The organism is Pseudomonas sp. P4_D7, from assembly GCF_056401755.1.
On the sequence record NZ_JBFUIR010000027.1, the window covers coordinates 1 to 12480 of the forward strand.

Consider the following 12480-nt stretch of genomic DNA (forward strand, 5'->3'; position numbering starts at 1 on the left):
ATCTTGATCCACGGGCGACGTCGGAAGGCTGAGTGGAGGGATTGATCCGGGCGTGGGAGCGCAGCGACCGTTTGGCGCAGCCAAACACAGCGAGAGGAGGTGCAGCGAAGCAAACCGTAGGCGCTGCGCCCGGATCGATCCCGGAGCGAAGGAACCCCGAGCCCCAGCGAGCGGGCCGCACGTAGGAGCAAGCGTTTTTGGTTACTTTTTAGGCGTTTGTAAAAAGTGACCCGCCGTAAGGGCGGAACCCTAATGAGCAACACCCGCAGCAACGGATATCCCCCCAAAACCCCAAGAGCCTGGTCGGCCCAAAGGCCGCCAAGCGTCAAAGCGTCAAAGCCGAAAATGCCCAACCATCCCGCGCAACTCCCCCCCCAACTGCGCCAGCTCAACACTCGAAGCCGCATTCCCACGCATCGCGATCGACGACTGATCCGCACTCGCACGAATACTCGTCACACTGCGATTGATCTCCTCCGCCACCGAACTCTGCTCCTCGGCCGCCGCCGCAATCTGCTGATTCATCTGCTGAATCAACGACACCGCCGCCGCAATACTCCCCAGCGCACTCTCGGTCTGCAACGCATCACTCACCGCCAGCTTCACCAACTCGCCGCTGCTCTGAATCTGCTGCACCGACGAATGCGCCGCCAAGCGCAAAGCACTGACCAGCCGTTCAATCTCCTCAGTCGATTGCTGCGTGCGCCGAGCCAAAGCACGCACCTCATCAGCCACCACCGCAAAGCCCCTGCCCTGCTCCCCAGCCCGCGCAGCCTCGATCGCCGCATTCAGCGCCAATAGATTGGTCTGTTCGGCAACACTCTTGATCACCCCGAGCACCGTGCCGATATTCTGGATTTCCGCACTAAGGCTTTCGATGCTCGAACTGGCCGACGTCGCCGAGTCAGCCAATTGCTCGATGCGCGCCATGCTCTGGCGCACCACCTGCTGTCCACTCTCGACCTTGTCATCCGCCGTCTGCGCGGCCAGCGCCGCTTCTTCGGCGTTGCGTGCAACGTCGTGAACGGTGGCGGTCATCTGGTTCATCGCCGTGGCAACCTGCTCGGTTTCTTCCTTCTGGCTGCTGACCTCAAGGTTGGTCTGCTCAGTGACTGCCGACAACGATTGCGCCGAACTGGCCAGTTGCTCGATCCCCGCCTGCAAACCACTGACGATGGTGCTCAGACCCGCGCCCATCTGTTGCATCGCCAGCATCAACTGACCGATCTCGTCGCGACGGGTCACTGCCACGGTCGCACTCAAGTCGCCGGCGGCAATCTGCTGCGCGACCTGAATCACACTGCGCAATGGCGCGACGATAAGTCGGGTGATCAGCCACGCGGCGAGTAATCCCACCAGCAACGCCAGCGCCGATGAGCCGATGATCAGCAGCGAGTTTTTCTTCAGTTCTGCCTGCATCGCGCCGTCTTCAGCGACATACGCCTGATTCACCCGCTCGACCACTTCGTTGGCACGCTGGTGCAATTGCTCGTAGACGGTTTTTTCCTGCGCGAGCAACCCGGTGTACTCGGCCAGTTTGTCGTTGAAACCGGCGATGTGCCCGGACACTTCATTGAGCACGGTGAGATAGCCCTCGTCCTTGACCGTGGTTTTCAATTCTTCGGCCTGCGTCTGCGCTTGTGCGGCCTGTTCGATATTGCCCTTGCCAGCACTGTCGGCATCGCCCTTGCGGCTTTGATCGAGACGAATCCGCGCTTCGTTCATCGCTTGCAGCATCAACCGCGAAACCTGGCTGACCTGACTGGCCTGCTCGATGAACTGTGCGCCGTCCTTGCCCTCGGTGTCCTTCAAGGTATAAGCACCGTCGTCGGCAAGTCCGGCCTGCAATACGTCAAGATTGTTGGCCACACTGGACACCGACCAACTGGCCATTTCCAGCGCCAGGTCCTTGGCCTGAGTCAACGACACAAACTCGTCGAACGCCTTACGATAAGCGCCCAGCGACTGCTGCACATCATTCATGACCGGCACATTCGCCGCCGACTGCGCTTTGAGCTGATCAGCCAGAGCAACCAGTCCGTCGACGCCCTTACGCAGGGCATCGGCCGTCTTCGGATCGCCCCGCAAGGCATATTCCTGCTCAAGCAGGCGCACCTTGAGCAAGCCGCTGTTGAGCGAAGACATCTGTTTCAGCCCGTCGAAACGCTGACTGATGGTTTGCAGGGACCAGACGCCGATGGCCGCCACCAGCGCGGTCAGAAGCAAAACCAGCACAAACCCGATACCCAGTTTTTTCGCCATACCGAGGTTGGCAAAACGTCCTTGCATGGCCGAAATCATTGCGCGTAGTCCCCTGCCATTGTCAGTAGAGCGAAGAGTCGCAACGGCCATGAAGCAGCACAAGTCTCTGGCGTCGGAATAATGGCAAAAAGCTACGCCTGCGTCGTTTTCAGAACACTTGAGGTCGATCCGAACCGGTGTAGCGAAAAAACTGCCGGGCGCGTGGATCACAAGCGTAGGCGACGTTGATGCGCAGCCAATCGCCCGACTCGCCATTGGGACTGAATGCATCAGGCGCTGACAGCAACACGCCGCAACGTTGAGCCTGCCGACGCAGCCGAATCTGATCGGTCATGCGCGAGCGCGCCCAGATGAACAAGCCACCCGCAGGCTTGCCGAAAACCTCCCAGTCGGCGTCCTCCAGCGCCTGCAACGCGGCCGCGCGATCGGCATTCAGGCGTTGACGCTGGCGCTGCACCAGTTTGCGGTAAGCGCCGCTGACCATCAGGCTGGCCAGCACCGCTTCGGTAAACCTTGACGCCCCCAGACCGCTGATCATCTTGACCTGCGCCAGCCGTCTGACCATGTCGCTGTCGGCAAAAACGAAACCGACCCGCAACGAGCTGCTCAGCGTCTTGGAAAAACTGCCCACGTAAATGACTCGCCCCTCATCATCCAGAGCCGCCAGGCGCGTGCCGTTGCCGGTGTGCAAGTCTGCGTAGACATCGTCTTCGATCACGCGCAAATCGTAGGTCTTGCTCAGTTGCAGGATGCGTTGCGCTACGCTCGGCGACAGGCAACTGCCGGTGGGGTTGTGATGATGGCTGTTGATGAATAACGCGCCGGGGCGAAACTGTTGCAGCAACGCTTCCAGCGCTTCGATATCCGGCCCGTTCGGGGTACGACGCACCTCGAGCATGCGCACGCCGTGCATCCGCAGGAGATCGAACAACGGCGCGTAACCGGGCGTCTCGACCACCACGCAGTCTCCGGCCTTGAACAAGGTTCGCACGATCAGATCAAGCGCATGGCTGGCGCCGCAGGTACTCAGCAACTGCGTACTGCGGGCCTCGATACCGAACAGTTTCAGGCGCTTGGCGATTTGCTCGCGCAACGCTGGAAGCCCCAAGGGCGTGCCGTAGTTGAACAGGCTGGCCATGTCGGTGCGAGCCACCTCGCGCAGGGCATAACTGAGGTCGTCAGGTTCACGCCAGCTATGCGGCAGTCCGCCCGCGCCAAGTTTCAAGCCACCCGCGGCCTCGCACACGGCATCGCACCAGGCGAACCGGCCCTCGAATAGCGCCAGCTCATCTTCTACGCCTGTTGCCGAGGGCGAGGCGGCGACAATGAACCCGGTGCCCTGGCATGAACTCAGAACACCCTGCGATACCAGCCGCTCACACGCCTCGACCACACACGACTGGCTGAGCAGATTGCCCCGGGCGATTTGCCGCACGGACGGCAAACGGGTGGCCGGCGGTACGCCACTTTGCAGGATCCACTCGGTCAGTCCGTCAACAATCTGCTGCACGACCGGCACCATTGCCTGTCGATCAATTCTCAATTCCATGAGCAAGCAAACTCCTGTCCGTTTTGCTGGCGGCAGTAAATCACAGCCGCGCCGGACAGGCTGTGCGACAACGCCGCCAAAAGCGACCGTTCTAACCGTTTGATACACATTGTTTAAGAAGCTTCACGGAACTGACCGCTGCCCACAAAAAAGCCCGCAACGAATGCGGGCTGTTGTTCTTGGACGTGATTCAGAAAGCGGTGACGCCGCCATCCACTGCCAGCGAGTGGCCGGTGGTGAATGCCGCACCGTCGCTGCACAGGTACAACACGGCACTGGCGATTTCCTCGACTTTGCCGATGCGCCCGACCGGGTGCATGGCGTTGGCGAACTCACCCTTCTTCGGGTCGGCCTCGTAAGCACGGCGGAACATGTCGGTATCGATCACCGCCGGACACACAGCGTTGACGCGGATTTTCTTCTTCGCGTATTCGATGGCTGCCGATTTGGTCAGACCGATCACCGCGTGCTTCGACGCCGCGTAGATGCTCATCTTCGGCGCCGCGCCCAGTCCCGCTACCGAGGCGGTGTTGACGATCGCCCCGCCGCCCTGCGCCAGCAACAGCGGCAGTTGATACTTCATGCACAGCCAGACGCCTTTGACGTTGACGCCCATGATCGCATCGAATTCATCCATCGAGCCGTCGGCCAGTTTGCCTTTTTCAATTTCGATGCCGGCATTGTTGAAGGCGTAGTCGAGACGGCCGTAGGTATTGATGACCTCGTCCATCAGATTTTTCACTTCGCTTTCGACGGTTACGTTGCAGCGCACGAAGGTCGCTTCGCCGCCGGCTGTACGAATCAGCGCCACCGTGCCCTCGCCCCCTGCCGCGTCCAGATCGGCGACCACCACTTTCAGGCCTTCGGCGGCGAACGCCTGCGCGGTCGCACGGCCGATGCCGTTGGCCGCGCCAGTGACTACAGCAACCTGACCGGAAAACGTCATGCTCATTGTTATGTCCTCGAAGGGATAGATGCAGGGGATGTATGGAATGGCAGCATAGCCATTGAGGTCTGCCGAGCGTCAGCACTATCCAATGGCTGTTTATGTGCCCATGCGTCGCAGTGATAAAACCGGCCAGGTGATCATCACTGCACTGGATCGGCGTGCATTCGCCGCATCAGCCAACCTTGCGCCAATGCCGGCGAAGGTCTATCAACAAGGCTTCATTCCGTTCGAGTGCCTGCCATGACCAACCAGACCAATCGCCAGTTCCTGCTCTCCAAACGCCCGGTGGGAGCGGCCAACCGCGAGACCTTCACCTATCAGGAAGTACCGGTCGGCGAACCGGCGGCGGGCCAGATTCTGGTCAAGAACGAGTACCTGTCTCTCGACCCGGCGATGCGTGGCTGGATGAACGAAGGCAAGTCCTACATCCCGCCGGTCGGTATCGGTGAAGTCATGCGCGCGCTGGGCGTAGGCAAAGTCATTGCTTCGAACAACCCTGGCTTTGCGGTCGGGGACTACGTCAACGGCGCCATTGGCGTGCAGGATTATTTCCTCGGCGAGCCAAGAGGTTTCTACAAAGTCGATCCGAAACTGGCACCGCTGCCGGTGTACCTGTCAGCGCTGGGCATGACCGGCATGACCGCCTACTTCGCCCTGCTGGATGTCGGCGCACCGAAGGCCGGCGACACCGTGGTGTTGTCCGGTGCAGCGGGCGCAGTGGGCAGCATCGCCGGGCAGATTGCCAAGCTCAAAGGCTGCCGCGTGGTTGGCATTGCCGGCGGCGCCGACAAGTGCAAATTCCTTATTGATGAGTTGGGTTTTGACGGTGCCATCGACTACAAGTCCGAAGATGTCGTGGCCGGGCTTAAACGCGAATGCCCGAAAGGCGTCGATGTGTATTTCGATAACGTTGGCGGCGACATCCTCGATGCGGTGTTGAGCCGTTTGAACATGAAGGCGCGGGTGGTTATCTGCGGCGCGATCAGCCAGTACAACAACAAGGAAGCGGTCAAGGGGCCAGCCAACTACCTGTCGTTGCTGGTCAACCGTGCGCGGATGGAAGGTTTTGTGGTGATGGATTACGCAGCGCAATACGCCAGCGCCGCGCAGGAAATGGCCGGCTGGATGGCCAAGGGGCAGCTCAAGAGCAAGGAAGATATCGTCGAAGGGCTGGAGACCTTCCCGGAAACGCTGATGAAATTGTTCAGCGGTGAGAACTTCGGCAAGTTGGTGTTGAAAATCTAAAACCACCACAAAACAAATGTAGGAGTGAGCCTGCTCGCGATAGCGGTGTGTCAGTCAACATTACCGTTGTTTATCGGACGGCCAATCACCAGATAATCGGAACCGGCATCCAGCGCCTGACGCGGAGTCAGAATGCGGCGCTGATCGTCCTGCGCGCTGCCCGCCGGACGAATTCCCGGGGTCACCAGTTGCAGCGAAGGGTGCGCAGTTTTCAGTGCCGAGGCTTCCAGCGCCGAGCACACCAGACCGTCCATGCCAGCCTTTTCGGCCAGCGCGGCCAGACGCAGCACTTGCTCTTGTGGCTCGATATCCAGACCGATACCGGCCAGGTCTTCGCGCTCCATGCTGGTCAGCACGGTCACGCCGATCAGCAACGGCTGCGGGCCGCTGCGTTTATCCAGCTCTTCACGGCAAGCGGCCATCATGCGCATACCACCGGAGCAATGCACGTTGACCATCCACACGCCCATCTCGGCAGCGGCTTTCACGGCCATCGCGGTGGTGTTGGGAATGTCGTGGAATTTCAGGTCGAGGAATACTTCAAAACCCTTGTCACGCAGGGTGCCGACAATTTCGGCGGCGCAACTGGTGAACAGTTCCTTGCCCACTTTGACCCGGCACAGCTTCGGGTCCAACTGGTCGGCCAGCTTCAGTGCGGCGTCACGGGTAGGGAAATCCAGGGCGACGATGATAGGAGTCTGGCAGGCGGACATGAATGGGCTCTCAGGCAGGTCGAAATCGGCGCGCATTGTAGCGGAACCGGCGGCAGCGCGGCACCCGATGATCGGTAAATCGTCGCCTCGGCCGTGATCAGCATAGCGCTCGCTGCTATTGTGTCGACTCCGATACACAACCGACATGCCAGCAACAAGCATCCGCGCTAGCCTCGCCAGCCGCAATACGTCCTTACATCAGCACTTCCCGCCTCACGGCCGGACGCCTATGCTGAAACCACAACCTCGCAGCCCATCTTTTGTGGTTGGCGGCCTACTGGCAGATGAACAGCCTCATGCACAACACCCAAATGACCGCGACGGATGAGCCTAAAGACGACAAGCGCTGGAGCATTCGCGCGCTGATCGTCGATGATGACGTGCCGATCCGCGAGCTGATGATTGACTACCTCGCGCGCTTCAATATCCACGCCAGCGGCGTCACCGACGGCGCGGCGATGCGTCAGGCGCTGCTCGCCGAACATTTCGACGTTGTCGTGTTGGATCTGATGCTGCCCGGCGAAGACGGCTTGTCGCTGTGCCGCTGGCTGCGCGCCGAATCGGACATCCCGATCCTGATGCTCACCGCACGTTGCGAACCGACCGACCGCATCATCGGCCTGGAACTGGGCGCCGATGACTATATGGCCAAACCGTTCGAGCCACGCGAACTGGTCGCGCGCATTCAAACCATTCTGCGCCGGGTGCGCGACGATCGAACCGAACAGCGCGCGAACATTCGTTTCGACAACTGGCGTCTGAACAGCGTCCTGCGCCAGTTGATCGCCGACGATGGTCTGGTGGTGCCGCTGTCCAACGCCGAATTCCGCCTGCTGTGGGTGTTTATCGAACGTCCGCGTCGGGTACTCAGCCGCGAGCAACTGCTCGATGCTGCCCGTGGCCGCTCGATCGAAGCCTTCGACCGCAGCATCGATTTGCTGGTCTCGCGTCTGCGGCAGAAACTCGGCGACGACCCGAAAGCCCCGCAGTTGATCAAAACCGTGCGCGGTGAGGGTTACCTGTTCGACGCGCGGGACATCGGCTGATGCGGGCGCGCTTCGACACGCTGTTCGGGCGCCTGTTTGGCGTGCTGTTCGTGGCGATTGTCCTGGCGCACCTGCTGGCGTTCGCCTGGTTCCACCACTACGGGCCCCCGCCGCCCCCGCCGCCACCGGAGTTCTCTCAAGGCGCCGAAGGGCAACCGATGGCACATGATCCGCGCTACCCGCCACGGCCACCGCGTCCGTGGTTCGGTGGCCCGGTGGTGCCGCTGACCTTTCAATTCATCACGCTGATGATCGCGGCCTGGTACGGCGCCAAACTGCTCAGTCGCCCGATCCAGCGCCTGAGCGACGCCGCCGAACGCCTCAGCGAAGACCTCGACAGTCCGCCGCTCGACGAGTCCGGCCCGCGGGAATCGCGACAAGCCGCCTACACCTTCAACCTGATGCAGCAACGCATTCGCGAACAGGTGCAGCAGCGCGCACGGATGCTGGGCGCGGTTTCCCATGATCTGCGCACACCGTTGTCACGCCTGAAACTGCGCCTGGAAAACATCAGCGATGAAAAGCTGCAAGGCCAGATGCGCCAGGACCTCGACGACATGATCGGCATGCTCGACGCCACCCTCACCTACCTGCACGAACAGCGCACCAGCGAAGCCTTGCAATTGATGGATGTGCAGGCGCTGGTCGAATCACTGTGCGAAAACGCGCAGGATCAAGGCGCCGACGTACAGGTCAGCGGCCATTGCGCACCGTTGCCGGTACAGCCGATGGCGCTGCGTTCGTGCCTCAACAACCTCATGGACAATGCCCTGCGTTATGCCGGCCAGGCACGCATCGAATTGCAGGATCAGCGCGAGCAACTGCTGATCCGCGTAATCGATCACGGCCCGGGGATCACCGAGGACAAGCGTGAAGCGGTGTTTGAACCATTTTATCGGCTGGAAGGCTCGCGCAATCGCAACTCTGGCGGCGTCGGGCTGGGTATGACGATTGCCCGCGAAGCGGCCCAGCGTCTGGGTGGCCAGCTCAACCTCGAAGAAACCCCCGGCGGCGGCCTCACCGCCATCATTCGCCTGCCGCGCACCTGAGAAACACACAATCCACCTGTAGGAGTGAGCCTGCTCGCGATAGCGGAGTGTCAGTCACAGTAAATGTCACTGATAAACCGCTATCGCGAGCAGGCTCACTCCTACAAGGTATTTGGTGTTCATTCCATCGTGTGTACCCACCGGTACAAATCCCACATACCCCCGACAACTTGCGCCCCGACGCTGCATAAGCCGGTACACCCACCGGTTTTCCATTCCAGGGAGTGAGTCCGATGATCGGTAGCGTCAGCAACTACACGAGCTATACCAGCACCAGCAGTACCTCCACGCAAAACGCCCGCAGCCAGCAACTGCAAAAAGAACTGTTCGCCAAACTCGACAGCAACGGCGACGGCGCAGTGGATCAGGACGAACTGAAAAGCGCCCTGTCGCAGAAGAACGACGACGGTCTGCTGGTCAAACTGAGTAAACAATTCGGTGATCTGGACAGCGATGCCAGCGGCAGCCTCAGCGCCGAAGAATTGACCGCCATGGCGCCCCCGCCACCGCCACACGATCAAGCACCGGACACCGACCTCGCCGACGCCCTGATCAGCGCCCTCGACAGCGACGGTGACGGCGCCATCAGCAGCGACGAACTGAGCAGCGGCCTGACCAGCGCCGGCAGCACTGCCGACAGCAACGAAATCTTCTCCGCCCTCGACAAGAACAAGGACGGCACCGTCAGCCAGGACGAACTCACCGCCAGCTTGACCCCGCCACCTCCACCGCCGCCACACATCAACAGCGACGAACTGTTCAGCCAACTTGATGCGGATGGCGACGGCAGCGTGACCGCGACAGAACTCGGCAGCGCACTGCAAGCCAGCGACAGCGCGACTTCAACCACCAGCACTGACACCAGTGCCGCGCTGCTCAAGGTGCTCGATAGCGACAGCAGCGGCGGTGTAAGCAGCGACGAGCTGAAAGCGGCTTTACAGGCAGGGCGAGAACGGCCGGATGAAGAACAGACCGCTTCTACCCAGAGCACCACCGAAGCCCTGAACCGCATGATTGCCAATTTGAGCAAACAGTACTCGCTGGAGAAAACGGCGTCGGTGGGCAAGTATTTGAATGTGGCGACTTGAGTCGAAGACACTATTTGCCGCGGACAATCAAAAGCCCCTCACCCTAACCCTCTCCCAGAGGGAGAGGGGACTGATCGAGGTGTTTGGGAGAGGTACGCCGACGTGCGATACCGCGTCGAACTGAGGCTTTGAAAAGCACACATTTCAGCCCCCTCTCCCTCGGGAGAGGGCTGGGGTGAGGGGCAGCAACAACGCAAATCAAAAGCCGAACACCCGCGCTCTTCACCACTCAATAGGYCGAGTGTCAGCTCGCCTGCTTTTGATCTTGATCCACGGGCGACGTCGGAAGGCTGAGTGGAGGGATTGATCCGGGCGTGGGAGCGCAGCGACCGTTTGGCGCAGCCAAACACAGCGAGAGGAGGTGCAGCGAAGCAAACCGTAGGCGCTGCGCCCGGATCGATCCCGCAGCGAAGGAACCCCCGAGCCCCAGCGAGCGGGCCGCACGTAGGAGCAAGCCTTTTGGGTTACCTTTTCGGCGTTTGGAAAAGGTGACCCGCCGTAAGGGCGGAACCCTAAGCAGCCGTTACCGCAGCAATGGATATACACCCAAACCCAAAACAGCTACCGCCGATCCTCAACCCGCCCCTGACTCTTGCTCCAATCCGTCAACAAACTATAAGCCACCGCCAACAACGTAGGCCCGATAAACAACCCGATAAACCCAAACGCAATCAACCCGCCAAACACCCCAAGCAACACAATCACCAACGGCAAATTCCCCCCGCGGCTGATCAAATACGGCTTGAGCACGTTATCCACCCCACTGATGACAAACGTCCCCCAGATCCCGAGAAACACCGCCATCCCGTACTCACCCTTCCACGCCAGCCAAGCCGTCGCCGGCACCCACACCAACGGCGGCCCCATCGGAATCAGACTCAACAGGAAGGTGACAATCCCGAGCACCAGCGCCCCCGGCACCCCGGCAATCAAAAACCCGATCAACGCCAGAACCGCCTGCGCCGCCGCCGTGCCGATCACCCCGTTGACCACCCGCTGCACCGTACCCGCCACCAACTCGATGTAATACCCGGCACGATCCCCGATCAAGCGCTCCAGCAGACTGTGCACAAACGCCGCCAGTCGCGGCCCGTCACGATAGAAAAAGAACACAAAGACAATGCTCAACGTCAGCTCGAGAATCCCGCCACCAATCTGCGCACTGCGCGCCAGCAGCCAGTTACCGACCTGCCCCAGATAAGGTTTGATCGACACCATCAGCGCGGCGCCCTGCTGATCGATGCTGTTCCACAGCCCGACCAGGCGCTCGCCCACAAACGGCAAAGTCCCCAGCCACACCGGCGCTTCCGGCAGACCGTCGACCTGCACATCCTTGATGAACGCCGTGGCATCACGCACATGATCCCCCACGTTGAACCCCAGCCAGACCAGCGGCGCGGCCACCAGCAGCATCCAGCCCAGCGTCAGAATCCCCGCAGCCAGCGACTCACGGCCATTGAGCCAGCGGGTCAACAGACGCATCAGCGGCCAACTGGCGAATGCCAGCACCGCGCCCCAGAACAGGGCCGACCAGAACGGCGCCATCACCCACAGGCTGGCACCAAACAACACCAGCAGCAGGATCTGCACCAGCAGGCGATCGTTATTGAGCATGTAAGATCTCGAAAAAGTCAGTCAGGCAAAGAGTAGGCGAACACGCAGTTCGTGCTCGCCCGAAACAGCTTAACGCAACAGATCGATGCGCAGGCCAGAGCCTTCAACACTGCCGGTCTCCATGCGTGCCGCCCGCACGCCCTGATTGATCAGGGCCTGTCGCCATGCCTCGGCTTTCGGCCCGGACACCGTCACGCGCAACGTCGTATCGAGATTAAGGCCACGGGAAATCAGGCGTAGCCATGTATCGTCCGGATCATTCACGCGATCAGGAAAATCCAGTTCACCGGTGCTTTTCAACTGACGCAACAGGGTGGCCGAGGTCGGCAGCAGCTCACCCAACGGTGCAGCCGCCTCGAACTGTTCGACATGCAGATAGGCTTTGCGATTGCCGCGCGTGATGCTGTAAAGCGCCACCAGCGTGTTGTCACGCGGTACGGCCAGTCTCAACAACAGATACGCCTGTTGTTCGTCAGCACCGTACAACTTGGCGTTGCCGAACACCTCGTTGGCCCACAGGCTGCTTTCACCGCAATCACGCGCCTGACACCAGAACAGCAATTCGGCGTCCTGCTTTTGCAGGGCTTCACGAGCGGCAGTAAAGGCTTCGGTGGCGGAGTGTTCGGGGGGCAACTCGTAGGTCACCGAAGTGGTCTGGCCACGGGCGGTGACCTGACCGTCGAAACGCAGCTGCCCGCTGATCTTGCGGATCGAGCCCAGCGGATAGATCCGCTCAAGCTCCACAGGCGGGCGGTAGTCGACGATCTGTGCATCGGCCAGACGCGGCACGATCTGCAGATCCTGACTGCCCGGCACATCGGCGGCGAACGAAACGGTACTGAAACAGCACAGTGCCAACAGACTGAGTGACCGCATAGTCAGGCTCATCGGATCGGCATGACTGGGTAATTCGAGGTCGCAGCGGTATAGAAATCCATCGTAGTTGTCTCCCATTTCAACCCGCC

11 protein-coding genes and 1 pseudogene are annotated in these 12480 nt (G+C 60.7%); 5 read left to right on the forward strand and 7 right to left on the reverse strand.

Features of this window, described 5'->3' with window-relative positions; translation table 11 throughout:
• Positions 1–333: 333 nt before the first annotated feature.
• The 4 genes and pseudogenes from AC1DVF_RS17665 to AC1DVF_RS17680 form a co-directional block, all read right to left on the reverse strand.
• Complete coding sequence (locus tag AC1DVF_RS17665; RefSeq protein ID WP_371748316.1) at positions 334–1215, reverse strand: methyl-accepting chemotaxis protein; 882 nt, start codon at positions 1213–1215, stop codon at positions 334–336.
• Positions 1195–2517 (reverse strand): annotated as a pseudogene (locus tag AC1DVF_RS17670) (HAMP domain-containing protein); the annotation flags it as partial. The gene AC1DVF_RS17665 and the pseudogene AC1DVF_RS17670, both read right to left, overlap by 21 nt.
• The gene (locus tag AC1DVF_RS17675) at positions 2411–3811 is read right to left on the reverse strand and encodes an aminotransferase-like domain-containing protein (RefSeq protein WP_477782883.1); all 1401 of its coding nucleotides are present in this window, start codon (positions 3809–3811) and stop codon (positions 2411–2413) included. The pseudogene AC1DVF_RS17670 and the gene AC1DVF_RS17675, both read right to left, overlap by 107 nt.
• A 190-nt stretch (positions 3812–4001) precedes the next feature.
• A complete protein-coding gene (locus AC1DVF_RS17680; RefSeq protein ID WP_016983635.1) occupies positions 4002–4763 on the reverse strand; it encodes an SDR family oxidoreductase in 762 nt (253 codons plus the stop codon).
• Between the two features lie 85 nt (positions 4764–4848).
• Between AC1DVF_RS17680 and AC1DVF_RS17685 the strand changes: the two genes are divergently transcribed.
• The gene (locus AC1DVF_RS17685) at positions 4849–5004 is read left to right on the forward strand and encodes a hypothetical protein (protein ID WP_175559627.1); all 156 of its coding nucleotides are present in this window, start codon (positions 4849–4851) and stop codon (positions 5002–5004) included.
• Positions 5001–6005 (forward strand): NADP-dependent oxidoreductase, encoded by a 1005-nt coding sequence (locus AC1DVF_RS17690; RefSeq protein WP_477782884.1) that lies wholly within the window; start codon positions 5001–5003, stop codon positions 6003–6005. Before AC1DVF_RS17685 ends, AC1DVF_RS17690 begins: the two co-directional genes overlap by 4 nt.
• Before the next feature lie 50 nt (positions 6006–6055).
• On the opposite strand, the gene pyrF is transcribed toward AC1DVF_RS17690, so the two are convergent.
• Complete coding sequence (pyrF, locus tag AC1DVF_RS17695) at positions 6056–6718, reverse strand: orotidine-5'-phosphate decarboxylase (RefSeq protein ID WP_477782885.1); 663 nt, start codon at positions 6716–6718, stop codon at positions 6056–6058.
• A 296-nt stretch (positions 6719–7014) separates the two neighbouring features.
• On the opposite strand from pyrF, the gene AC1DVF_RS17700 reads away from it, so the two are divergent.
• The 3 genes from AC1DVF_RS17700 to xopAW all read left to right on the forward strand — a co-directional run bounded on the left by AC1DVF_RS17700 (position 7015) and on the right by xopAW (position 9901).
• Positions 7015–7764, forward strand: a complete 750-nt coding sequence (locus AC1DVF_RS17700) for a response regulator (RefSeq protein WP_016983639.1) — start codon at positions 7015–7017, stop codon at positions 7762–7764.
• Positions 7764–8813, forward strand: coding sequence for a sensor histidine kinase (locus tag AC1DVF_RS17705; protein WP_320336517.1), 1050 nt, complete (start codon positions 7764–7766; stop codon positions 8811–8813). Before AC1DVF_RS17700 ends, AC1DVF_RS17705 begins: the two co-directional genes overlap by 1 nt.
• A gap of 233 nt (positions 8814–9046) precedes the next feature.
• Positions 9047–9901: a XopAW family type III secretion system calcium-binding effector gene (gene xopAW / locus AC1DVF_RS17710; protein WP_477782886.1), complete on the forward strand. Its 855-nt coding sequence runs from the start codon at positions 9047–9049 to the stop codon at positions 9899–9901.
• Between the two features lie 561 nt (positions 9902–10462).
• On the opposite strand, the gene AC1DVF_RS17715 is transcribed toward xopAW, so the two are convergent.
• Both AC1DVF_RS17715 and AC1DVF_RS17720 read right to left on the reverse strand, forming a co-directional pair.
• Entirely contained in the window at positions 10463–11515 is a 1053-nt protein-coding gene (locus AC1DVF_RS17715; RefSeq protein ID WP_116256259.1) for an AI-2E family transporter, read from the reverse strand.
• A 69-nt stretch (positions 11516–11584) separates the two neighbouring features.
• Positions 11585–12391 carry a DUF4892 domain-containing protein gene (locus AC1DVF_RS17720; RefSeq protein WP_477782887.1) on the reverse strand — a complete coding sequence of 269 codons (807 nt, stop codon included), beginning with the start codon at positions 12389–12391 and terminating at the stop codon, positions 11585–11587.
• Positions 12392–12480: the final 89 nt, after the last annotated feature.

What these genes read in the sequence shown, in the direction of transcription:
- AC1DVF_RS17705 (WP_320336517.1), top strand. Translation starts at nt 7,764, where the DNA reads ATGCGGGCGCGCTTCGACACGCTGTTCGGGCGCCTGTTTGGCGTGCTG.
- pyrF (WP_477782885.1), bottom strand. Translation starts at nt 6,718, where the DNA reads ATGTCCGCCTGCCAGACTCCTATCATCGTCGCCCTGGATTTCCCTACC.
- AC1DVF_RS17680 (WP_016983635.1), bottom strand. Translation starts at nt 4,763, where the DNA reads ATGAGCATGACGTTTTCCGGTCAGGTTGCTGTAGTCACTGGCGCGGCC.
- AC1DVF_RS17675 (WP_477782883.1), bottom strand. Translation starts at nt 3,811, where the DNA reads ATGGAATTGAGAATTGATCGACAGGCAATGGTGCCGGTCGTGCAGCAG.
- xopAW (WP_477782886.1), top strand. Translation starts at nt 9,047, where the DNA reads ATGATCGGTAGCGTCAGCAACTACACGAGCTATACCAGCACCAGCAGT.
- AC1DVF_RS17720 (WP_477782887.1), bottom strand. Translation starts at nt 12,391, where the DNA reads ATGCGGTCACTCAGTCTGTTGGCACTGTGCTGTTTCAGTACCGTTTCG.
- AC1DVF_RS17665 (WP_371748316.1), bottom strand. Translation starts at nt 1,215, where the DNA reads ATGCTGGCGATGCAACAGATGGGCGCGGGTCTGAGCACCATCGTCAGT.
- AC1DVF_RS17685 (WP_175559627.1), top strand. Translation starts at nt 4,849, where the DNA reads ATGGCTGTTTATGTGCCCATGCGTCGCAGTGATAAAACCGGCCAGGTG.
- AC1DVF_RS17690 (WP_477782884.1), top strand. Translation starts at nt 5,001, where the DNA reads ATGACCAACCAGACCAATCGCCAGTTCCTGCTCTCCAAACGCCCGGTG.
- AC1DVF_RS17700 (WP_016983639.1), top strand. Translation starts at nt 7,015, where the DNA reads ATGCACAACACCCAAATGACCGCGACGGATGAGCCTAAAGACGACAAG.
- AC1DVF_RS17715 (WP_116256259.1), bottom strand. Translation starts at nt 11,515, where the DNA reads ATGCTCAATAACGATCGCCTGCTGGTGCAGATCCTGCTGCTGGTGTTG.